Annotated in this window: 16 protein-coding genes; 9 read left to right on the forward strand and 7 right to left on the reverse strand. The window is 70.7% G+C overall.

The features are described from left to right. Positions 1 to 14: 14 nt before the first annotated feature. From TR46_RS08345 to TR46_RS08355, 3 genes are all read left to right on the forward strand, one after another. Positions 15 to 740, forward strand: a complete 726-nt coding sequence (locus TR46_RS08345; RefSeq protein WP_042396258.1) for a GOLPH3/VPS74 family protein — start codon at positions 15 to 17, stop codon at positions 738 to 740. A gap of 278 nt (positions 741 to 1,018) precedes the next feature. Further along, positions 1,019 to 1,918: a helix-turn-helix domain-containing protein gene (locus TR46_RS08350; RefSeq protein WP_042396498.1), complete on the forward strand. Its 900-nt coding sequence runs from the start codon at positions 1,019 to 1,021 to the stop codon at positions 1,916 to 1,918. Positions 1,919 to 2,208: 290 nt separating this feature from the next. After that, positions 2,209 to 2,427, forward strand: a complete 219-nt coding sequence (locus tag TR46_RS08355) for a DUF397 domain-containing protein (protein WP_042396260.1) — start codon at positions 2,209 to 2,211, stop codon at positions 2,425 to 2,427. A 182-nt stretch (positions 2,428 to 2,609) separates the two neighbouring features. On the opposite strand, the gene TR46_RS08360 is transcribed toward TR46_RS08355, so the two are convergent. Then, positions 2,610 to 3,446, reverse strand: a complete 837-nt coding sequence (locus TR46_RS08360; RefSeq protein WP_042396262.1) for a hypothetical protein — start codon at positions 3,444 to 3,446, stop codon at positions 2,610 to 2,612. A 163-nt stretch (positions 3,447 to 3,609) separates the two neighbouring features. Between TR46_RS08360 and TR46_RS08365 the strand changes: the two genes are divergently transcribed. Continuing rightward, positions 3,610 to 4,338, forward strand: coding sequence for an XRE family transcriptional regulator (locus tag TR46_RS08365; protein WP_152626352.1), 729 nt, complete (start codon positions 3,610 to 3,612; stop codon positions 4,336 to 4,338). On the opposite strand, the gene TR46_RS08370 is transcribed toward TR46_RS08365, so the two are convergent. After that, on the reverse strand, positions 4,324 to 5,598 hold the full coding sequence (locus TR46_RS08370) for an amidase (RefSeq protein ID WP_052432631.1): 1,275 nt from the start codon (positions 5,596 to 5,598) through the stop codon (positions 4,324 to 4,326). The two genes, TR46_RS08365 and TR46_RS08370, sit on opposite strands and share 15 nt — an antisense overlap. A gap of 144 nt (positions 5,599 to 5,742) precedes the next feature. Here TR46_RS08370 and TR46_RS08375 point away from each other — a divergent pair, with 144 nt between their 5' ends. From TR46_RS08375 to TR46_RS08385, 3 genes are all read left to right on the forward strand, one after another. Then, positions 5,743 to 6,537, forward strand: coding sequence for an SDR family oxidoreductase (locus TR46_RS08375; protein WP_042396265.1), 795 nt, complete (start codon positions 5,743 to 5,745; stop codon positions 6,535 to 6,537). A gap of 70 nt (positions 6,538 to 6,607) precedes the next feature. Continuing rightward, the gene (locus TR46_RS08380; protein WP_042396267.1) at positions 6,608 to 7,267 is read left to right on the forward strand and encodes an MSMEG_1061 family FMN-dependent PPOX-type flavoprotein; all 660 of its coding nucleotides are present in this window, start codon (positions 6,608 to 6,610) and stop codon (positions 7,265 to 7,267) included. 375 nt (positions 7,268 to 7,642) lie between these two features. After that, on the forward strand, positions 7,643 to 9,028 hold the full coding sequence (locus tag TR46_RS08385; protein ID WP_042396269.1) for a sugar porter family MFS transporter: 1,386 nt from the start codon (positions 7,643 to 7,645) through the stop codon (positions 9,026 to 9,028). 101 nt (positions 9,029 to 9,129) lie between these two features. Here the strand turns inward: TR46_RS08385 and TR46_RS08390 are convergent, their stop codons facing one another. Further along, the gene (locus TR46_RS08390) at positions 9,130 to 11,757 is read right to left on the reverse strand and encodes a bifunctional FO biosynthesis protein CofGH (protein ID WP_042396271.1); all 2,628 of its coding nucleotides are present in this window, start codon (positions 11,755 to 11,757) and stop codon (positions 9,130 to 9,132) included. Between the two features lie 231 nt (positions 11,758 to 11,988). Here TR46_RS08390 and TR46_RS08395 point away from each other — a divergent pair, with 231 nt between their 5' ends. Together TR46_RS08395 and TR46_RS08400 are read left to right on the forward strand one after the other, a co-directional pair. After that, positions 11,989 to 13,236 (forward strand): LolA family protein, encoded by a 1,248-nt coding sequence (locus TR46_RS08395; protein WP_052432632.1) that lies wholly within the window; start codon positions 11,989 to 11,991, stop codon positions 13,234 to 13,236. 356 nt (positions 13,237 to 13,592) lie between these two features. After that, on the forward strand, positions 13,593 to 14,909 hold the full coding sequence (locus TR46_RS08400) for an ABC transporter substrate-binding protein (protein ID WP_052432633.1): 1,317 nt from the start codon (positions 13,593 to 13,595) through the stop codon (positions 14,907 to 14,909). A 148-nt stretch (positions 14,910 to 15,057) separates the two neighbouring features. On the opposite strand, the gene rarD is transcribed toward TR46_RS08400, so the two are convergent. The 4 genes from rarD to TR46_RS08420 all read right to left on the reverse strand — a co-directional run bounded on the left by rarD (position 15,058) and on the right by TR46_RS08420 (position 21,421). Continuing rightward, positions 15,058 to 16,044 (reverse strand): EamA family transporter RarD, encoded by a 987-nt coding sequence (gene rarD / locus TR46_RS08405; RefSeq protein WP_042396272.1) that lies wholly within the window; start codon positions 16,042 to 16,044, stop codon positions 15,058 to 15,060. A gap of 73 nt (positions 16,045 to 16,117) precedes the next feature. After that, positions 16,118 to 18,163, reverse strand: a complete 2,046-nt coding sequence (locus TR46_RS08410; RefSeq protein ID WP_084718103.1) for an APC family permease — start codon at positions 18,161 to 18,163, stop codon at positions 16,118 to 16,120. Positions 18,164 to 18,297: 134 nt separating this feature from the next. Next, complete coding sequence (locus TR46_RS08415; RefSeq protein WP_084718149.1) at positions 18,298 to 19,296, reverse strand: 2-oxoacid:ferredoxin oxidoreductase subunit beta; 999 nt, start codon at positions 19,294 to 19,296, stop codon at positions 18,298 to 18,300. 55 nt (positions 19,297 to 19,351) lie between these two features. Continuing rightward, entirely contained in the window at positions 19,352 to 21,421 is a 2,070-nt protein-coding gene (locus TR46_RS08420) for a 2-oxoacid:acceptor oxidoreductase subunit alpha (RefSeq protein WP_052432634.1), read from the reverse strand. Between the last annotated feature and the right edge of the window lie 65 nt (positions 21,422 to 21,486).

A 21,486-nucleotide genomic window follows, 5' to 3' on the forward strand; every position in this document is an offset into this window, starting at 1 on the left:
GCGGGGAGGCTTGGATGGGCAAGAGCCGCAGAACAATTCCCGAGGAACTGTTGTTGCTCGCACTGGACCCGACGACCGGGACCACCGCGCAACCGCAGACCCTTGACCTCGGACTGGCCGGAGCACAGCTCGTCGAGCTGGCGATGGCCGGAAGAATAGTCCCGGACGGGGACCGGATAGCCGTGGTGAACCCGCGGCCGACCGGTGATCCGACCCTGGACCACGCGCTCGAACTGCTGCGCCGTCGTGGCAGTGCGGTGCGTGCCGTGCACTGGATCGGCGGGCCCCGGCTGGGGCTGCGCCAGACGTACCTGGCGCACCTGGAGCGGTGCGACATGGTGCGGGCAGTGCCGGGCCAGGTGTGCGGGGTGCTGCCGACGACGCGCTATCAGGCGTCCGACGACTGCACGAACAGCGCGATCAAGGAACGTCTGGACACGGCGATCCGGACCGGCGTACCGCCGGACCCCCGGACGGCCGCCCTGGCAGCCCTGGCCCACGCCGTGGGTCTGGGAAAGCATCTCTACCCGGGTAACGAGGGCCGCTCCTCGAGGTCACGCCTGCGCGACCTGATCCGGTACGACCCGCTGGGCGGCATGGTCGCGCATGCGGTGATGGACGTGCAGAACGGCCTTCCTGCCGCACAGGGCAGGGGTGGGGCACAGCCAGGCGTCGCCCCCGGCCGTACCGCGGCCCGACCGTCGGTGCTGCCCGGAATGGCGCGTGCAGCCGCGCGCTGACGCCGTCCCGCGCAGTACCTGCGATCCGTCCGTGCACCAGTAGCAGCAAGCAGTGGCAGTAGCAGCGGCAGCAGCAGCCGTGCAGTGCCAGGCAGTGACGACGACCGCCGTTCCCGGCCGCGACCACCCTCGCGGCCGGGGGCGGCGGTCGGCGTTTTTGCGCGAGCGCGCGTACGGCAGCGCGAGGCGGCGTACAAGTGTACTCGCGCGCCCCTGATCCGCGCTGATTGCACCACACGGCAACCCCTTGCGGTGGCATGCTGCTGGAACGGAACGGAATGCATTCCAACCAATCCCGAGCGAAAGCCGGAGGACCCGTGTCGTCCGCCAGCATCAACCCCACCGTCCGCCGCCGACGCCTCGGCGCCGAACTGCGCAGGCTCCGTGAGCAGAAGGGCCTGACCGCCGAGGAGGTGGCCCAGCAGCTGCTGGTCTCCCAGTCGAAGATCAGCCGGCTGGAGAACGGCCGACGCAGCATCAGCCAGCGTGATGTGCGCGACCTCTGCGAGGTGTACGGGGTCGGCGACGAGTCGTTGATCGACGGCCTGATGACGATGGCCCGGGAGTCCCGGCAGCGCGGCTGGTGGCACGCCTTCGGCGACGTCCCCTACAGCGTCTACATCGGGCTGGAGGCCGAGGCGATCTCGGTGCGCAACTACGAGTCGCTCTTCGTGCCCGGCCTGCTGCAGACCCGGGAGTACGCCCACGCGGTGGTCACCGGCATCCAGCCGGAGGCGACACCGGAGCAGAACGACAAGCGCACCGACATCAGGATGCTCCGCCAGGATCTGATCAAGGACCGTGAGGACCCGATGCGGCTGTGGGCCGTGGTCGACGAGGCTGCGCTGCACCGGGTGGTCGGCAGCCCCGAGGTGATGCAACGTCAGCTGGCGCACCTGGTCGAGATCAGCCAGCAGCCGCACATCAATGTGCAGGTGCTCCCCTACAGTGTCGGCGCGCACCCCGGGATGAGCGGCACCTTCTCCATCCTGGACTTCCAGGACGCGCTGGACGCCAGCGTGGTCTACCTGGAGGGCGTCACCAGCGACCTCTACCTGGAGAAGGCCTCGGACGTACGGCTCTACTCGATGATGTACGAGCACCTGCGCGCCCAGGCGCTGAACCCGGATCTGACCCGGGAGTTGATCGAGGAACTGGCTCAGTCCTACGAGAGTTGACACCTGCCCCTTGTGGCGGCTCTGTGGCGGACAGCCGCCGAACCTGTGGCTCCGGGCTTCGGGCCCAGCCGCGGCGGGCATGCTACAGCACGAGTGCTTAACCGATCCTTCCCTCTACCGCATTTGCATCCTGCCAGGCGAACATCCGGGGGCACCTTTGCCTCCCGGACAAGCGGAGGGGCAGAGTGAGCCTCAGCACCACCGCAACAGAAACCCACACAGCATCAGAGCACCCATCCAGTACCCGACTGATGGACCGGATCGAGTGCGGAGTCTGGAGCAGGAAAGCCATGACCCAGAACAGCCTCAGCGACAACGACAACGGCCTCAACTGGAAGAAGTCCACCTACTCGGGCAACGGCAACTGCGTCGAGGTGGCCAAGCCGCCCGCCGCGGTCGCGGTCCGCGACTCGAAGGACCCCAGCGGCCCGGCGCTCAGCTTCACGCCGGACGCCTGGACCGCCTTCATCGCGGGCGTCAACGCCGGCGCGTTCGAGCAGGACCGGTAAGGCCCCGTTCCCGGCGTTCGGGAGCGGAGGGGAGATCAGGGCAGCCATATCGGCGGGACCTCGCAGCAGCGACTGCGCGGTCCCGCTTCCTCACATCCGGCGGTGCCATCGACCGGCGGTCTTCGGCGAGCGCGGCCTTCGGCGGCCCTCGGCGGTTGGCGGCCCTCGGCGACCCGCGGCCGTCACCGCAGCTGGTCCACGTACAGGTCGGTGCCGGGGAGCGTGGGCACGAACGGGGCGACCAGTTCCACCCGGGCGCCCGGCACGGCCGCGGCGACCTCGGCGTCCAGGCCGGTGAAGGAGGACCAGCAGCCGCGCGGGTCCTCCTGGAGGAACCAGAGCAGGGTGAGCCTGGTGTCGGTGCCTTCCACCGGCTTGACGTAGGACATCTTGTCGACCGGCAGCGGCAGCGGGCGGAAGGCCACACACATCGCCGCCGGGGCGCCGGTCCGCAGCCGGCCCGGCAGGCCGCGCTCCAGCAGCCAGTCCAGCAGTTGGTCCCGCTGCTCGCCGGTCTCGCAGTCGACCACCTCCAGCACCAGCCCCTGGTACGGCTGGTCCAGCGCATGGACGTCGCGCGGTCCGGCCGCGCCGTCCCGGTAGGCGACGCCGGCGTGCTGCTGGAAGGAGGTGAAGACATGGGTGCGGTCGCGGTAGACCCGGCCGTCCCGGTTGAGCCGCTTGTTGATGCCGATGGTCCAGCGCATGTGTTCGTCGTGCCGGCCCTCGGTGATCCAGTACACCGAGAGGTAGCAGCCCGCCGTCACCGGCTCGGCCACGGCCGACTTCTCGGGGTAGCGCAGCAGTTGCAGGTCGCGGGTGGCAACCCAGCGCCGCCCGGCGAACATCCACGGCATGGCCATCGCGCCCGCGTAGAAGTGGTCGTCCTCGTACCAGCGGTTGTAGCCGTACTCGTGGCCCGGATGCGGCTCCACCATGGTGATCAGCGCGGAGCCGATCGCCACCCCGTACGGTCCGCGCGAGGCCAGTTCGGCGTACTGCGAGAGGTCGTCAGTCATAGCGCCTGACGGTACGTCAGCTATCTCGAACTTCCCAGATCCGTGCGCGAAGTCGGGGCGTGCGGACCGGCGGATCCGCCAAGGCGCACCCCCGCCGGCCCGCCCCGGCTTTGGTGGTTCCTCCCATGCCACGGGGCGGTTTATACCCCTATCGTCAGCGCACATGCGAAGACGCACGCCCGCCCCCGTCGCTGCACCCGTCCCCTTCGATCCCGCCGCCGCCCGGTACGCGCGCCAGGTGCTCGGGCTGAGCCCGGCGATGGCCGCCCGGGCGATGGCCTCGCACGGTGTGCACATCGCCCCGCAGCAGCTGATCGCCTGGGAGGCCGGGCAACTGCTGCCCAGCGAGGCGGAGTTGGTGGCGCTGGCACGGGCAGTGTGGTGTCAGCCCGGGCAGCTGATGGGCGGACGGGCGGTCAGCATCAGGGACCACCGGCTGGCCCTGGACCTGCCGTCGGAGCAGGTCGCACAGACCCTCGGGCTCACCCCGCGGGTCTACGCCCAGTTGGAGGCGGCCCCGCGCTGGGAGGGCGACGAGGACCGGACCCTGCTGCTGGCCCGGGTCCTGCGCCTGGACGGCCGGGCGCTGGTCTCGGCCACCCGGCGCGGCGAGCAGTTGCGGCCGCTGCTGCAGCGGGCCGTCGACGGCCGCTGGCAGCCGCAGGCCAGGGCGGTGGCCCGACTGGTGCCGACGCTGGCGGCCGGGCCGGAGCGGGAGCGGCTGGAGTGGGCGCTGAAGGTGCTCCACGACGAGGGGCAGACCGTCGGGGCCCTGTGGGGCCAGACCGTGGACGCACTGTGGGGGCCGGACGCCCCGGCGCCGGACGCCGCCGAGCGGCCGGGCGGCGCGGCCGAGCTGGAGCAGCGCTTCTGGCAGCTACTCGAAGGCTGACTCCGGGGACGACCGGGCGCCGGAGGCGACGACAGGGGCCAGCTCCGCGCCCCAGTCCAGCAGTTGCTCGTCCCTGCCCAGGCGGCCGACCAGCTGAAGGCCCAGCGGCAGCCCGTTGGCGGCGCTGCCCGCGGGGAGCGACAGCGAGGGCAGGCCGGCGTTGCTCCAGGGCAGGCACATGATCGAGCTGCCGGTGCTGTCCAGCCCGAGCGGGGCGGGGCCGGTGGCGGACGGGGTGATCCAGAGGTCGACGGCGGCGGCCTCCATGGTGCAGAGGATCAGGTCCCGGAACTCCTCGCGGGCGGCCAGCGCCCGGCCGTACTCGGCGCGGTCCACGGCCTGTCCCTCGCGGAAGGCGGCGACCGACTCGGGGCGGTAGAGGTCCCCGTACCGGGCGAACCACTCGGCGTGGGTGCGGGTGAACTCATGGCGGTTGGCAGTGAAGAGCTGCTTCACGGTCACGTCGAAGTCGCACATCACCGGCGTCTCCCGGACCGGGTAGCCCGCCTCGCGGACCAGCTCGACCTGGGCGGCGAAGGCCGCCAGCGCCTCGGGTTCGGCGCGCTGCAGATAGGGCCCGACCGGGATCCCCAGCACCGGCCGAACACCGGCCGGTGCGGCGGACGGCGCGGGCGACGGCGTCTGCCGCCACCCGTCGCACAGCACCGCCGCGGCCAGGGCCGCTCCGGCCACGTCCGTGGCGAAGACGCCGAGCGTGTCGAAGCTCGGCGCATTGGGGACGACGCCGTCCACCGGGATCCGCCCGTAGGTCGGCTTGAAGCCGACCACCCCGCAGTAGGCGGCCGGGCGGATCATCGAGCCCACCGTCTGGGTGCCGACGGCCAGCGGCACCATCCCGGCGGCGACCGCCGCGGCGGAGCCGCTGCTGGAGCCGCCGGGGGTGTGCGCGGGGTTGTGCGGGTTGCGGGTGGGTCCCGGCGCCAGCGCGGCGAACTCCGCGGTCACCGTCTTGCCGGCGATCAGGGCCCCGGCCGCGCGCAGCCGGTCGACCACGGCCGCCTGCGGTCCTGCGAAGACCTCGGGCGGCAGCGCGGAGCCGGCCCGGGTCGGCAGCCCGTCCACCCGGATGACGTCCTTGACCCCCACCGCGACCCTGTACAGCGGCGGACGTCCGGCCGGGTCCGGCCAACGCGCGGCGAGAGCCGCCGCCTCCGCGGCCAGGCGTTCGCGCCGCCCCGGCTCGGGCAGGAAGGCCTGCACCGCCGGGTCCCGTTCCTCGATCAGTTCGAACAGTCCCATAGGCGCCCAGCCTAGGACAGGCAGGCCCGTCGGACAGGTCCGACAGACGGGCCCCAGCGCCTGCCCGGAGGCCGCACGGCTCTGGCCTTCGCCGGGCGGCCGCCCTAAGCTGACGCACCGTCAGTTTCTCTGGAGGGTTGGGCCATGTCGCTTCTCGAAGGTCGTACCGTCATCGTCTCCGGGGTCGGCCCGGGCCTGGGCCAGCAGGTGGCCGTCAGGGCGGCCCGGGAGGGCGCCAATGTGGTGCTCGGGGCCCGCACCGAGGAGAACCTCGCCAAGGCCGGGGCCGAGATCGAGGCCTCGCACCCAGGTGCGGGCCGGGTGGTCTGGCGCTCCACCGACATCGCCGAGGAGGACGCCTGCACGGCGCTGGCCGCGCTGGCCGTCGAGCGCTACGGCCGGATCGACGCGATCGTCCATGTCGCCGCGCTGGACAGCTACTTCGGCGGCCTCGCCGACGCCGACTTCGCCTCCTGGCGGCGGGTGCTGGACGTCAACCTGATCGGGACGCTGCAGCTCACCCGGGCCTGCCTGCCCGCTCTGAAGGAGCGCGGCGGCTCGGTGGTGATCATCGGCACCCAGTCCGCGATCGCCGCGCCCAGCCAGGTCCGCCAGGCCGCCTACGCGGCCTCCAAGGGCGCACTGACCTCGGCCATGTACTCGATGGCCCGCGAGCTGGGCCCGGACCGGATCAGGGTCAACACGGTGCTGCCCGGCTGGATGTGGGGGCCGGCGGTGGAGATGTACGTGCAGTGGACGGCGGGGACCGAGGAGATCCCGGAGGAGCAGGTCAGGGGTCGGCTGTCGGAGCGGATGGCGCTGCCCGAACTGGCCACCGACGGCGACGTCGCCGAGGCCGCCCTGTTCTTCGCCTCCGACCGGGCCAGGTCGATCACCGGCCAGTCGCTGCTGGTCAACGCCGGGGAGATCATGCGCTGAACGCCCTCCGGCCCCGACAATCCCGGGCGGGACCGGCGGCCCGGAACGTAGGGTCGTCAGCATGACGACCATGACCACCAGCAGCGACACCAGTGTCTTCGCAACCCTGCGGGCCGACGCCATCACCGACCCGGCCCGGCTGCGCGAGGTCTACCCGGAGCCCAGCGACGCCGCCGTCCGCAAGCAGACCGACGAACTTACGCCGCAGACCATCGCGCTCATCGGCTGTTCCTCGCTGGTCCTGGTCGCCAGCGCCGATCCCGACGGCCGCTGCGATGTGTCGCCGCGCGGCGGCCCGGCGGGATTTGTCGCGGTGCTGGACTCCCGGACCCTGGCCGTCCCGGACGCCACCGGCAACAAGCGGCTGGACACCCTGCACAATGTGATCGCCACCGGCCGCGCCGGACTGCTGTTCCTGATCCCCGGCCGCCCGACCACCCTGCGGGTCAACGGCCGCGCCTGCGTGTCGACCAGGCCGGACCTGCTGGAGCAGCTGACCGCGGTGGGAAAGCCGCCGGCCAGCGCACTGGTGGTGGAGGTCGAGGAGGTCTACCCGCACTGCCCCAAGTCGCTGATGCGGTCCTCGGCCTGGAAGCCGGAGCAGTGGCTCGCCAAGGACGCCCAGCCCTCCTCGGCGGAGGTGACCCTGGCCCAGCTCCGGGCACCGGAGCTGACGATCGCGGACATCGAGCAGGCCGAGGCCGAGTCCCTGAAGTACCGGTACGAGTGACCCCCTGCTCTGCTCCCCCTGCTCTGATCCCCTCCTCGGGCACGGTGCGGTCGGTCCTGACGAAGCGTGGATTCATCGTGCTGAGCGGCTGACCCTTCAAGCAATCACCACGACAGTCAAAGGGAAGTAAAATCGTTCCACCCGTAGATCAGTGTTCAGGGATATGAACTTATACATCCGGTCAATTGCCACCAATGCTGACATCGTGCCTTGCCGAACGATCCCGGATGTGAACGCACGCTCTTGACCCATGGTCAGGAGCGCGCTTCAATCCGGAAGCGGAACAAGCAAGGCAAGCTCCTTTACCTACCCGGTCGGTCCTGCGAAGCGCGCTGACGACCATCCAGGTGAGTAAACGAGACAAGGCGACCGGCCATGACCCAGACCGCAACAGCACCGCCGTCCGCACTGCGCAGGATCAACCCAGCGACCCTCTACTTCTTCGGTGCCCTGGGCGGCATCCTCTTCGGCTACGACCTCGGAATCATCTCCGGCATCCTGGTCGTGATCAACAAGGTATGGAGCCTGACCGGCTTCGAGAAGGGCGTGGTCACCGCCAGCCTCTCGGTCGGCGCCATGGTCGGCGCCGGGCTGGCCGGCCGGCTGTGCAACCGGGTCGGCCGCAGGCAGACCATCATGGTGGCCGGCGCGGTGGTGATCCTGGGGACCGTCGCCTGCTCGCTGGCGCCCAACTTCAACTCCCTGGTGGGCTTCCGCACCGTGCTCGGCGTCGGCATCGGCCTGTCCTCCGCGACGGTGCCGACCTACATGTCCGAGCTGGCCCCGGCCCGGATCCGCGGCGCGATGGGCGCGCTCAACCAGATCTTCATCGTCAGCGGCATCCTGATCGCCTTCCTGGTCAGCTACTGGCTGCAGCCGCACCACCTGTGGCGCTGGATGTTCGCCGGCGCGATCGTGCCCGCGGCGATCCTGATCGTCGGGCTGACCTTCCTCCCGGAGACCCCGCGCTGGCTGCTCAACACGGGCAAGGAGGACGAGGCCCGCGCGGTGCTCGCCAGCACCCACGGCCGCGAGGGCGACGACATCGACGCGGAGGTCGCGTCCATCCGCGAGGTCATCGCCCTGGACAGCCAGCAGAGCGGTCGGGTGCGCGACCTGGGAGCCGCATGGGTGCGGCCGATGCTGTTCGTCGCACTGCTGCTCGCCGTCGGCCAGCAGTTCAGCGGGGTCAACGCGATCAACGCCTACTTCCCGACCATGCTGATCTCGCTGGGCTTCACGGCGAACACCGCGCTGCTCTCGGCGATCATCCTGGGGATCACCAAGCTGGCCTTCACCGCGTGGGTGGTGTTCGTGGTCGACCGCTGGGGGCGGAAGCCGCTGCTGCTGATCGGCAATGTGGTGATGGTGGTGACGCTGGGGCTGACCGGCTGGGTGGTCATCAACGTCCACGACAAGAACACCCTGGGCACGCTCGCGGTGATCCTGCTGGTGCTGTACCTGGCCGGGTACGAGCTGGGCTGGGGCGCGGTGGTCTGGGTGATGATGGCCGAAGTCTTCCCCCTGAAGGTCCGGAGCATCGGCATGGGCGTCGGCGCGGTCGTGCTGTGGGCGGCGACCGGGATCATCACGGCGGTCTTCCCGATCATGTCCGACCACAACCATCTGGGGCTCGGCAAGTCGATGTACGTCTTCGCCGGGATCAACGCTCTGCTCTTCGTCCTGACCTGGCTCCTGGTCAAGGAGACCAAGCAGCAGAGCCTGGAGCAGATCGAACTGGGCCTCCGCGACGCCGTCTGATCCGTCTTCAGGGGCGCGGGCAACTGCGCTGCCGACCATGCACCTCCGTAGAGGGCTGGTCGCGCGCGCAGTTGATCGAGCAGTTCCCCGCGCCCCTGTTGCTAATCCGCGAGTGGCAGGAGCTGTGGAAGGTGCCCGTCCGACGCCAGAGCCGCCGCGCGGCGTTCCGCGGGGACCTCGCCGTAGAGGGTCGTGCGCTGCCGCGCGGGCCGTCCCGCCTTGGCGGCGATGGCTTCGAGCCCGTGGATGGACTCGTAGCTGCCGTAGGCGCTCCCGGCCATCCGGGAGATGGTCTCCTCCATCAGCGTCCCACCGAGGTCGTTCGCGCCGCTGCGGAGCATCTCCGCGGCGCCGTCCGCCCCCAGCTTGACCCAGCTGGTCTGGATGTTGGGGATCCGCTCGTGCAGCAGCAGCCGCGCCATCGCGGTGACCGCGCGGTTGTCCCGCTGGGTCGGTCCCGGGCGGGCGATCCCGGCGAGGTAGACCGGGGCGTTGGTGTGGATGAACGGCAGCGTCACGAACTCGGTGAAGCCGCCCGTCCCTGTCTTCTCAAGAGAACGCAGCTGGATCCGCGCCAGCAGCCGCAGATGGCCGAGCCAGTGCCGGGGCTGGTCCACATGCCCGTACATCATCGTGGACGAGGACCGCAGGCCCAGCTCATGGGCGGTGGAGACGACCTCCACCCAGGTCGCGGCCGGGAGCTTGCCCTTGGTCAGGATCCAGCGGACCTCGTCGTCCAGGATCTCCGCCGCCGTCCCCGGGATGGAGTCGAGCCCGGCCTCCTTGGCCTGCTGCAGCCACTCCCTGATGGACAGTCCGGTGCGGGTCGCGCCGTTGACGACCTCCATCGGCGAGAAGGCGTGCACATGGATGCCGGGGACCCGGGCCTTCACCGCCGCGGCGATGTCGAAGTAGGCGGTGCCGGGCAGGTCGGGGTGGATGCCGCCCTGCATGCAGACCTCGGTGGCGCCGACCTCCCAGGCCTGGGCCGCCCGGTCTGCGACCTGCTCCAGCGAGAGGGTGTAGGCGTCGGCGTCGGTGCGGCGCTGCGCGAAGGCGCAGAAGCGGCAGCCGGTGTAGCAGACGTTGGTGAAGTTGATGTTCCTGGTCACGCAGTAGGTGACGGTGTCCCCCACCGCGGCCCGGCGGACGTCGTCGGCGATGCCGCACAGCGCGTCCAGGGCCGGTCCTTCCGCGTGGAACAGCGCCAGCGCCTCGTCGTCGGTCAGCCGGGTCGGGTCGTCCGCGGCGGTCCGCAGCGCTCCTCGGACGTCCGCGTCGATCCGCGACGGGGCCGAGTGCTCGGCGGCCTGCTCGCGCAGGGCCTCCCAGTCGCCGTAGACCTCGTCGAAGTCGGCGCGGCGGTCGCTTGTACGGCCCTCGGTGTCGATGCCGGTGTGGAGGTCGGTGCGGCCGGACGGCGTGAAGGCCTCCTCCGGCTCCTGCCAGGGCCGGCCGACCACGGGTGCGTCCGCTCGCGCCAGGCCGGTCTCAGGGTCCGCCAGGGCCCGTACATGGGGCAGTACGCGCGGATCCAGCCAGGGCTCGCCGTGTCGGACGTACTCGGGGTAGACGGTGAGCCGCTCGCGCAGCTCGAACCCGGACTCGGCGGTGCGGGCGGCCAGCTCGTCGATGTGCGGCCAGGGGCGCTCGGGGTTGACGTGATCCGGCGTCATCGGGGAGACACCGCCCCAGTCGTCGATGCCCGCGCCGATGATCAGCGCGTACTCGCCCGCGGCGGAGCCGCTGATCGATGCTGTGACCAGGTTCGGCGGGGCCTGGATCCGGGCGGACGGGCCGAGGATCACCCGGGCCACGGCGATGGTCGCGGCCAGCTCCTCCAGCTCGGCGTCGGGCATCGCCCGCATCGCGGTGTCGGGCTTGGCCCGGAAGTTCTGGACGATCACCTCCTGCAGCCCGTGGTACTGCCGCGAGATCCGCCTCAGCGCGAACAGCGCGTCCGCGCGCTCCTCGTGGGTCTCGCCGATGCCGATCAGCACACCGCTGGTGAACGGGACGTTGGAGCGGCCCGCGTCCTCCAGCACCCGCAGCCGGACGGCCGGCTCCTTGTCGGGCGAGCCGTGGTGCGGGCCGCCGGGCTCGGACCAGAGCCGGGTCGCGGTGGTCTCCAGCATCATCCCCATGGACGGCGCCACCGGCTTCAGCCGCTGGAAGTCGGTCCAGCTGAGCACCCCGGGGTTGAGGTGCGGCAGCAGCCCGGTCTCCTCCAGCACCCGCACCGACATGGCGCGGACATAGGCCAGGGTGTCGTCGTAGCCGTGCGCGTCCAGCCACTCCCGGGCCTCGGGCCAGCGGTCCTCCGGGCGGTCGCCCAGCGTGAACAGCGCCTCCTTGCAGCCCAGCGCCGCGCCCTTGCGGGCGATGTCCAGCACCTCGTCCGGCGAGAGGTAGAGGCCGTGGCCCTCGGCCCGGAGCTTCCCCGGGACGGTCACGAAGGTGCAGTAGTGGCAGCGGTCCCGGCAGAGCCGGGTGAGCGGGATGAAGACCTTCTTCGAGTAGGTCACCACCCCGGGCCGCCCCGCCGCAGCCAGCCCGGCGTCACGGATCCGGGACGCGGTGCCGCACAGGTCCCGCAGGTCCTCGCCGCGCGCCCGCAGCAGTACCGCCGCCTCGCCGGCGTCCAGCGCCACGCCCTCGCGGGCGCGGTGCAGCGCCCGGCGCATGGCGTTGGCGGTCGGCGTTCCCTGCGGGGCTCCCTGATCCTTCATGTGCTGAACCTTAACCGGGCCGCATCCCGACAGGGCAGTGTGTCCCGACAGGGCAGTGTGTCCCGGGGGAACCCTGAGACCGTCTCAGGGTCGGCTGCATCGTCAGGGGGACCCGACTTCCCCCGCGGGAGCGATCCGAACGGAACCGGGTAGGCGTCTAATGGAGAACAAGGGCACGGGCCGTCGAGGGGAGCGGTGCGGCCAGGCCGCGCAGACGGAGGGAAGAGCACCATGACGAACGACGACAACGGGAACGCGAACGGGATCGGCCCCGTGCGCATCCCGCCGCCCGGCGCAGGACAGGACCTGCCCGGAGCGGCGACGGCCGCCGAGGGTATCCCGCGCGGCAGGAGCCGGCGCAGGGTGCTGATCCCGGCCGCGATCGCGGTGGTCGCGGTGGCGGGGGTGGCCGCCGTACCGGCGCTCGCCGCGAGTTCGGACTTGCCGTCGGTCACCGCACAGCAGTTGCTCACCAAGATGCTGTCCAGCAGGACGCAGACCTTCTCCGGGACCGTCCAGGCCAAGGTCGACCTGGGCATCCCCTCGCAGATCGCCTCGGCCATCCCGTCCGCCGTGGCGGGCTCGGGCGGCAGCACCGGCCAGGCCTCGCAGGCCCAGCTGGCGGAGAAGCAGCTGGTCGCACTGGTCTCGGGCGGAACGCACAGCTTCCAGGTGGCGGCGGACGGCCAGGAGCGGCAGCTGGTCTCGTCCACCGACTCCGGCTCGGCCTTCACCCTGGTCCACAACGGCAGCTCGGCCTGGGCATACGACGCGCAGGGGAAGTCGGCGACCCACGTCACCGGACTGGGCTCCGGTGCCGCCGCCACCCAGGAGTCCAAGGGCCTGACCGATCCGCAGCAGGCAGCCACCCAGGCGCTGGCCGCGCTCGGTCCCTCCACCACCGTGTCGGTGGCCGGCACCTCCAAGGTCGCGGGCCACGCGGTGTACGAGCTCAGCGTGAAGCCGAAGGGCTCGGGCTCCACCATCGGCGAGGTCCGGATCGCCGTGGACGCGGACAACGGGCTGCCGCTGCAGGTGCGGGTGAACCCGTCGGACGGCAGCGACTCGATCCTCAACATCGGCTTCAGCAAGGTCTCCTTCGCCACCCCGGCGGCGGGCACCTTCGCCTTCACCCCGCCGAGCGGCACCAAGGTGGTGCAGCAGTCGGGCGGCGCCGGCTCGTCCGAGGCCAAGGGTTCCAAGGTCGTTCCGGGGAAGTCCGGCGCCGACGATCACAACGTCAATACGATCGGCACCGGTTGGAGCACGATCTACCGCTTCGACGCGACCGCCGGCGGCAGCGCCGCAAGCGGCAAGTCCGGCGCGTCGGACCGGATGGGCGCGATCAAGTCGTTCGGCAAGCAGGTGCCGGGCGGCACGCTGATCTCCACCAAGCTCGTCAATGTGCTGGTCACCGACAAGGGGACGGTCTACGCCGGGGCGGTCACCCCTGCTCTGCTGGAGCAGGCAGCCAAGTAGCAGCAGGTCGACTGCGTAGCGGAACTCCCCTGTCACACAGGGGAATCACGGGGGGCGCCCAGGCTCTGGGCGCCCCCCTGCAGCATTTGCACCACCCGGAGTGGTGTCATTTTCGGAGTCGAATGTATCCGAAATGTGCCCGGATTCCGTCTCACCGAGCGATTCCTGACTTGACGCACGGGCTTGCCGGACTGTCAGATGATGCCTATTCATCTGAACGTGTGAAGGTAATCTGTGCCGGGTCGTGTGGATCCCCCTCCCTCAGTTCCTGACCGAGCGGCGGCACGGACACCTGTGGCGTCCGTGTGCGACGGCGGCACCGCACGATCAACAGGCACGACAGGAGTCATCCACACATGGCCATGAGCCGCCGCACCTTCCTCGCCGCCTCCGGAGTCGCGGGAGCAGCCACTGGCACCGGGCTGCTCTCCGCGTGCAGCTCGGGCACCAAGACCACCGCCGGCGCCAACGGAGCACCCACCGATCTCGAGGTGTTCTCCTGGTGGACCGCGGGTGGCGAGAAGGACGCGCTCGCCGCCCTGGTCGCGGTGTTCACCCAGAACAACCCGCACGTGGCCTTCGTCAACCGGGCCGTCACCGGCGGCGCCGGCGCCAACGCCCAGGCGGTGCTGGCCAAGCGGCTGGCCGCCAAGAACCCGCCGGACACCTTCCAGGCCCAGGCCGGCGCCATGGTCGGCGACTACATCACCGCCGGACAGGTCGAGGACCTCACCTTCCTCTACCAGCAGCAGGGGTGGGACAAGCAGTTCAACCCGCAGGTGCTGAAGCTGATCCAGCGCGACAGCAAGTACTACTCGGTCCCGGTGGACATCCACCACATCAACGTGCTCTGGTCCAACATCAACCTCTGCCGCGGGCTGGGCATCAGCACCGCCCCCAAGACCATGACCGAGTTCATCGGCAACCTGGCGAAGGTCAAGGCCCACGGGAAGATGCCGCTGGCCGTCTCCCGCGACCCCGGCCAGGACTGGCAGGTCAAGCACATCATGGAGACGGTGCTGGTGAGCACCCTCAAGGCGGACGAGTGGGCGGCCCTGTGGAAGAAGGGCGGCAACTGGAGCTCCGCCAAGGTCAGCAGCGCGCTGAGCACCTTCCACGAGATCATGGGCTACGCGCCCGGCACCGGCAGCCAGAACACCAGCTGGGACCAGGTGAGCTCCCTGGTCGGCAGCGGCGACGCCGCCTACCAGATCATGGGCGACTGGACCGAGGCCAACTTCGCGGTGACCCTCAAGCTCACCGGCGGCGTCGACTACTCCTGGGCCCCGGTCCCCGGCACCCAGGGCACCTTCCTCTTCGCGGCGGACTGCTTCACCCTGCCGGTCGGCGCCAAGGACCGGGAGGCGGCCATCGCCTGGCTGACCACCTGCGGCAGCCAGACCGGGCAGGACGACTTCACCTCGGTGAAGGGCGCGATCCCGCCGCGGTCGTCCATCACCACGGATGAGCGCGGCCTGTTCGACAGCTACCTGCAGTGGTCCCTGGACGAGTGGCGGAAGGACACCATCGCCGGCTCGCTCACCCACGGCGTGGTCGCCTCCGGCGCGTGGAACACGGCGATCGACACCGCGGTGATCGGGTACCTCAAGGACAACAGCATCCAGACGCTGCAGAACGCGCTGGTCGCCGCGGCGGCCAAGTACCAGGTCTGAGGAGTTGTCAACTGCGGCGTGTGCCTGGCTGGGCGCGCGGTTCCCCGCGCCCCTGTGTAGGTGCAACTGACCCACAGCGGTTCAGTTGCAGACCCCCAGGGGCGCGGGGAACTGCGCGACAAGCCATGCACACGCCGCACCCGCGAATTCAGCCGTGCGCCTCCACCGGGGACTCCACGGTGGCCCCGACGGCGCCAGGAGCAACCGCCGTCGGCGCGGGCCGCCCCGCCCTGCGGTCGCGGAGCGCATCGCGGAGCGCGTCCCGGGTGAGCAGCGCCAGCGCCACCCAGACCAGGGCGAAGCCGGCCCAGCGGGCCGGCGGCATGTGCTCGTGGAAGACAGTGATGCCGATCGCGAACTGGAACACCGGGGCCAGGTACTGCAGCAGCCCCAGCGTGGTCAGCGGGACCCGGACCGCCGCCGCGCCGAACGCCAGCAGCGGCAGCGCGGTGACCAGCCCGCACAGCACCAGCAGCACGCTGTGGCCCCAGCCGTAGGAGCCGGGCTCGGTGCGGCCCAGGGTTCCGCTGCCGCTGACCGCGAGGTAGACCAGGAAGCCGAAGGCGGGGAAGAACTGGAACGCGGTCTCGCCGGCCAGGCTCTCCAGGCCGCCCAGCCCGACCTTCTTCTTGATCAGCCCGTAGCCGCCGAAGCTGAGGGCCAGCACCATCGCGATCCAGGGCAGCCGTCCGTACCCGACCGTCAGCACCACCACCGCGAGCGCGCCGGTGCCGACCGCCACCCACTGCGCCCGGCGCAGTCGCTCCTTCAGCAGCAGCACCCCGAAGGCGATGGTGACCAGCGGGTTGATGAAGTAGCCCAGCGAGGTCTCGACGACATGGTCGCTGTTGACGGCCCAGATGTAGACGCCCCAGTTCACCGACACCAGCGCCGCCGCCGAGCCGATCATCAGCAGCCGGCGCGGCTGCCGCAGCAGCGGCCGTATCCAGCCCCAGTGACGTTGGAACAGCAGGATCGCCGCCACCGCCGCCAGTGACCAGACCATCCGGTTGGCCAGGATCTCCAGCGCACCGCTCGGCTTCAGCAGCGGCCAGTACAGCGGGAACAGCCCCCACAGCCCGTACGCCGCCACCCCGAACCAGAACCCGCGCCGCTGCTCGCCCGCTTCGCCCATGCCGACCCGCCCCTTCCACCGCTCGTCCCTATGTCAGGAAGGTAGAGGGCGGAGGGGCAGGCTGTCATGTCCGTTAGACGGCTATGGTGCTGTCGGCCTCGGCCCGGCCCGGGTGCTCCGCGAGGATCACGTCGAACGGGACGATGGTCGCCACCACATTGGGCAGCTTGCCGACCGCGCGGGCGATGTGGTCGGCGGTGCGGCGGTGCAGCAGCCGGCCGAGGACCGGTGAGTAGTTGCGCTCCGGGATCAGCAGGGTGATCTGGCTCTTCCTGTCGGCCGTGTTGCGGGCGATCAGCTCCAGCAGCGAGCGGGTGATCCGGCGGTCCGGGCACTGGACGATCTCCAGCGGCAGGTCGCCCACCTCGGCGTCGGCCCACTGGGCCGCGAGCTTCTCGGCCTCACGGTTGTCGATCATGAAGTGGATCGCCCGGATCTCCTGCGGCCGCAGCGAGCGGGCGTAGGCGATGGCTTTGAGCGCGGCCAGGTCGACCCGGTCCACCAGGATGTACATCAGCTGGCGGCGGTGGCGCGGGGCGGTGGTGTCGGCGGGGGCGGTGGCCAGCGCCTCGGCCTCCTCGCGGTAGCGGCGGTTCACCCGGATCAGCGAGAAGACGCCGATCGGGAAGAGCACGACCACCATCCAGGCGCCCTCGGTGAACTTGGTGATGGCGAAGATCGCCACGATGGAGATGGAGGCGGCGGCGGCGAGCGCGTTGACGATCAGCTTGGCGGTGCGGCCGCGCTCGCGGCGGGTCCAGTGGTGCTTCACCAGTCCGGTGCCGGCCATGAAGAAGCCGGTGAAGACGCCGATCGCATACAGCCCCAGCAGCTTGTCCAGCTTGGCGTCGGTGCCGATCAGCAGGGCCAGCGAGACGCCGGTGAGCGTGAGGATGCCGGAGGAGAAGGCCAGCCGGTGGCCGCGGCGGGTGAGCTGGCGCGGCAGGAAGGAGTCCTCGGCGACGAAGCTGGCCAGGAACGGGAAGCCGTTGAACGAGGTGTTGGCGCCGGTGTAGAGGATCAGCGCGGTGGCCAACTGCAGGAAGACCAGGGCGGCCTGGCCGATCCAGGTGTGGCCGAAGACCAGGTCGGCCTCCTGCGACAGCACGCTGGGGTTGCCGCTGCCGAACGGGATGGAGTGGGTCAGGTAGGCCAGACCGGAGACGCCCAGCACCAGGACGCCCAGCGTGACCGACATCGCCACCAGGGTCTTCCGGGCGTTGGGGCCCTGCGGGTTGCGGAAGGCGCTGACGCCGTTGGAGATGGCCTCCAGGCCGGTCAGTGAGGTGCCCCCGTTGGCGAAGGCCTTGAGCACCAGGAAGACCGAAGCGCCCATCAGCAGGCTGCTGTGGTTGCCGTCCAGGCCCAGCCCCAGCGCGCCGTTGGCATGCACGTCCGCCTTGGGCAGGTCCCCGGAGAGCAGCCGGATACCGGCCACCGCGAACAGCAGCCCCATCCCGGCCATGAACAGGTACGCCGGCAGCGCGAACGCCTTGCCCGCCTCCCTGATACCGCGCAGATTGCCCCAGCAGAGCAGCAGCACGATGCAGACGGAGATCAGCAACTGGTAGTTGTCGATCCAGTTGTAGGCGTCACCGCCGAGCAGGTGCACCAGCGACAGCAGCGCGGTGGTGCCGGCCGCGGTCTGCACGGCGACCGTGACGATGTAGTCGATCAGCAGCGCGACGGCCGCGATCTGGGCCACGTTGGGCCCGAAGTTCTCCCTGGCGACCACGTAGGAGCCGCCGGCCCGGGTGTAGGCCATCACCACGTCGCGGTAGGAGAGCGTGAGCAGGGTCAGCACGCAGAGGATCGCCAGCGTGACCGGCAGCAGCAGGGTGAAGGCGGCGACGCCGATCACCGGGATCAGGATGGTGAGCATCGCCTCGGAGCCGTACGCCGAGGACGATATGCAGTCCGAGGCGAGGACGCCGAGGGCGACCGGGTTGGAGAGCTTCTCGTGGCTCAGCTGCTCGGTGACGAGGGGCTTCCCGAGCAAACCTTTCTTCACCCGGTAGCCGAGGCTCTCCGGCAGCACCGCGAGCGCGGTCGGCGGCACGGACGGCGGCCCGTCCGCGGCTGCGGGGGCGGGGCTGCTCACGCTGGTGTGGCTGTCCATGACGGGGTCCGATCGGCGAGTGCTGCTGTTTGTCCGATGCCATGGTTACCCCTGCACAAACGGACAAACAGGACATAAGTACCCACCGTTAAGGATTCGTCGCGGATCTTAGCGACTCTCTAACGCGAGATGCCTCAGTCGACGCTCCAGGTGTCGCTGCCGGTGAGGAGGGTGGCGAGGTCGCCGGGGCCGCGTTGGGCGACGGCCTGGTCCAGCTGGGTCTGCATCTGGATGTCGTAGACCGGGCGCTGGACGCTGCGCAGCACGCCGATCGGGGTGTTGTGCAGCGTGTCCTGGGCGGCCAGCCGGGTCAGTGCGAAGGCGGTGGTGGGGCCGGCCGCGTGGGCGTCGTGCACCAGCACCCGGTCGGCGTTGTCCGCGGTGACCTCGGCGACCGCCAGGTCGCCGGTGGCAGGGTCGCGGAAGACGCCCTGGCCGTTGCCGGCCCCGAAGCGGATCGGCTGCCCGTGCTCCAGCCGGATCAGCGCGTCGTCCCGGGTGGCCGGCTCCTTGAGTGCGTCGAAGGCGCCGTCGTTGAAGATGTTGCAGTTCTGGTAGATCTCCACCAGCGCGGTGCCCTGGTGCTCGGCCGCGGCACGCAGCACCGACTGCAGGTGCTTGCGGTCCGAGTCGATGGTGCGGGCGACGAAGCCGGCTTCGGCGCCCAGCGCCAGCGAGAGCGGGTTGAACGGGGCGTCCAGCGAGCCCATCGGGGTGGACTTGGTGATCTTCCCGACCTCGCTGGTGGGGCTGTACTGGCCCTTGGTCAGACCGTAGATCCGGTTGTTGAACAGCAGGATCTTGAGGTTGACGTTGCGGCGCAGCGCGTGGATCAGGTGGTTGCCGCCGATCGACAGCGCGTCGCCGTCGCCGGTGACCACCCAGACCGACAGGTCGGGGCGGGAGGCGGCCAGGCCGGTGGCGATGGCCGGGGCGCGGCCGTGGATGGAGTGCATCCCGTAGGTGTTGAGGTAGTACGGGAAGCGCGAGGAGCAGCCGATGCCGGAGACGAACACGATGTTCTCCCGGGCCAGGCCGAGCTCGGGCAGGAAGGACTGCACCGCGGCCAGGATCGCGTAGTCCCCGCAGCCGGGGCACCAGCGCACCTCCTGGTCGGACTTGAAGTCCTTCATGCTCTGCGGGGCGGCGGCCTTGGGGACCAGGCTCAGCGAGGGAAAGGCGTGCGTCTCAGCGGTCACGGCCCGCCTCCGGGGTGGTGTCGACGGCGTCAGCGGTGTCAGTGTCGTCAGCGGTGCGCAGGTGCGCGGTCAGCGCGTCGGCGAGCTGCTCGGCCTTGAAGGGCAGGCCGGTGACCTGGGTGAACGATTCGGCGTCGACCAGGTACTTGGCCCGCAGCAGATGGGCGAGCTGGCCCAGGTTCATCTCGGGGACCAGCACCCGGTCGTAGCCGGCCAGCACCTCGCCGAGGTTGGCCGGGAAGGGGTTGAGGTGGCGCAGGTGCGCCTGGGCCACCCGGCCGCCGGCCGCCCTGACCCGGCGCACCGCCGCGGCGATCGGACCGTAGGTGGAGCCCCAGCCGAGCACCAGCAGCCCGGCCCCGCCAGTGGGGCCTCCCCGGCCGGAGGCTGGGGAAGGATCGTCAACCGTAAGGTCCGGCACCGTGATTCCGTCGACCTTGGCCTGCCGGATCCGGACCATGTGGTCGTGGTTGGCCGGGTCGTAGGAGATGTTGCCGGAGCCGTCCTGCTTCTCGATGCCGCCGACCCGGTGCTCCAGGCCGGGGGTGCCCGGGACGGCCCAGGGACGGGCCAGCGTCTCCGGGTCGCGCAGATAGGGCCAGAAGCTGCCGTCCGGGCGGTTGGGCTCGGTGGCGAACGGGACCCGCAGGTCCGGCAGCTCCTGCGGCTCAGGGATCCGCCAGGGCTCCGAGCCGTTGGCCAGGTAGCCGTCCGAGAGCAGGAACACCGGGGTGCGGTAGGTCAGCGCGATCCGGGCCGCCTCCAGCGCCGCGGTGAAGCACTCGGCGGCCGTGGCCGGAGCGACGATCGGCACCGGCGCCTCGCCGTTGCGCCCGTACATCGCCTGCAGCAGGTCGGCCTGCTCGGTCTTGGTCGGCAGGCCGGTGCTGGGGCCGCCGCGCTGGATGTCGATCACCAGCAGCGGCAGCTCCAGCGAGACCGCCAGCCCGATGGTCTCCGATTTCAGCGCCACGCCGGGCCCCGAGGTCGTGGTCACCCCCAGCGAGCCGCCGAAGGCCGCTCCCAGGGCGGCGCCGATGCCGGCGATCTCGTCCTCGGCCTGGAAGGTCCGCACCCCGAAGTTCTTGTGCTTGCTGAGCTCGTGCAGGATGTCGCTGGCCGGGGTGATCGGGTACGAGCCCAGGAACAGCGGCAGCCCGGACTGCTGCGAGGCGGCCACCAGCCCGTAGGCCAGCGCCAGGTTGCCGGAGATGTTGCGGTAGCGGCCGGCCGGGAAGGCCGCCGTGGCGGGAGCGACCTCGTAGGAGACGGCGAAGTCCTCGGTGGTCTCGCCGTAGTTCCAGCCCGCCCGGAAGGCGGTGACATTGGCCTCGGCGATGTCCGGCTTGTTCGCGAACTTCACCCGTAGGAAGCGCTCGGTTCCCTCGGTCGGCCGGTGGTACATCCAGCTCAGCAGGCCCAGCGCGAACATGTTCTTGGCCCGCTCGGCGTCCTTGCGGGCCAGGCCACTGTCCTTGAGCGCCTCCACGGTGAGCGTGGTCAGCGGCACCGGGTGCACCGAGTAGGCGTCCAGCGCGCCGTCGCCCAGCGGGTCGGCCGCATAGCCGACCTTGGCCAGCGCCCGCTTGGTGAACTCGTCGGTGTTGACGATGATCTCCGCGCCGCGCGGCACGTCGCCCAGGTTGGCCTTCAGCGCGGCCGGGTTCATCGCCACCAGCACGTGCGGGGCGTCGCCGGGGGTCAGGATATCGTGGTCGGCGAAGTGCAGCTGGAACGAGGAGACCCCGGGCAGGGTGCCTGCGGGGGCGCGGATCTCGGCCGGGAAGTTGGGCAGCGTGGACAGGTCGTTGCCGAAGCCCGCCGTCTCCGTGGTGAAGCGGTCACCGGTGAGCTGCATGCCGTCGCCGGAGTCGCCCGCGAAGCGGATCACCACCCGGTCGAGCTTCGTCACCCGCTTGCCGTCGCCGCGCTGCCCGTCCCTGCCGGGCCGGTCGCTGCCGGGCCTGTCGCCGCCCGATCCGAGCATCCCCGCGCCCGGCGACGGCTCGGACAGCGGCTCGCCCTCCGTGGACTCGGCTACGTCAACCTGACTGGTCACCGCACTGGCCTCCCTCGACGCCCGACACCGTCAAACCGGTGCCCTGCTTCGCATCCTATGCCGGT

Source organism: Streptacidiphilus carbonis, assembly GCF_000787775.1.
Classification (GTDB): domain Bacteria; phylum Actinomycetota; class Actinomycetes; order Streptomycetales; family Streptomycetaceae; genus Streptacidiphilus; species Streptacidiphilus carbonis.

Excerpts from the sequence above, each read along its gene's own strand:
- TR46_RS08370 (WP_052432631.1), bottom strand. The coding sequence starts at position 5,598 with ATGGGACTGTTCGAACTGATCGAGGAACGGGACCCGGCGGTGCAGGCC.
- rarD (WP_042396272.1), bottom strand. The coding sequence starts at position 16,044 with ATGGGCGAAGCGGGCGAGCAGCGGCGCGGGTTCTGGTTCGGGGTGGCG.
- TR46_RS08390 (WP_042396271.1), bottom strand. The coding sequence starts at position 11,757 with ATGAAGGATCAGGGAGCCCCGCAGGGAACGCCGACCGCCAACGCCATG.
- TR46_RS08350 (WP_042396498.1), top strand. The coding sequence starts at position 1,019 with ATGCATTCCAACCAATCCCGAGCGAAAGCCGGAGGACCCGTGTCGTCC.
- TR46_RS08395 (WP_052432632.1), top strand. The coding sequence starts at position 11,989 with ATGACGAACGACGACAACGGGAACGCGAACGGGATCGGCCCCGTGCGC.
- TR46_RS08380 (WP_042396267.1), top strand. The coding sequence starts at position 6,608 with ATGACCACCAGCAGCGACACCAGTGTCTTCGCAACCCTGCGGGCCGAC.
- TR46_RS08385 (WP_042396269.1), top strand. The coding sequence starts at position 7,643 with ATGACCCAGACCGCAACAGCACCGCCGTCCGCACTGCGCAGGATCAAC.
- TR46_RS08375 (WP_042396265.1), top strand. The coding sequence starts at position 5,743 with ATGTCGCTTCTCGAAGGTCGTACCGTCATCGTCTCCGGGGTCGGCCCG.
- TR46_RS08415 (WP_084718149.1), bottom strand. The coding sequence starts at position 19,296 with ATGAAGGACTTCAAGTCCGACCAGGAGGTGCGCTGGTGCCCCGGCTGC.
- TR46_RS08410 (WP_084718103.1), bottom strand. The coding sequence starts at position 18,163 with ATGGACAGCCACACCAGCGTGAGCAGCCCCGCCCCCGCAGCCGCGGAC.
- TR46_RS08355 (WP_042396260.1), top strand. The coding sequence starts at position 2,209 with ATGACCCAGAACAGCCTCAGCGACAACGACAACGGCCTCAACTGGAAG.
- TR46_RS08400 (WP_052432633.1), top strand. The coding sequence starts at position 13,593 with ATGGCCATGAGCCGCCGCACCTTCCTCGCCGCCTCCGGAGTCGCGGGA.
- TR46_RS08360 (WP_042396262.1), bottom strand. The coding sequence starts at position 3,446 with ATGACTGACGACCTCTCGCAGTACGCCGAACTGGCCTCGCGCGGACCG.
- TR46_RS08365 (WP_152626352.1), top strand. The coding sequence starts at position 3,610 with ATGCGAAGACGCACGCCCGCCCCCGTCGCTGCACCCGTCCCCTTCGAT.
- TR46_RS08345 (WP_042396258.1), top strand. The coding sequence starts at position 15 with ATGGGCAAGAGCCGCAGAACAATTCCCGAGGAACTGTTGTTGCTCGCA.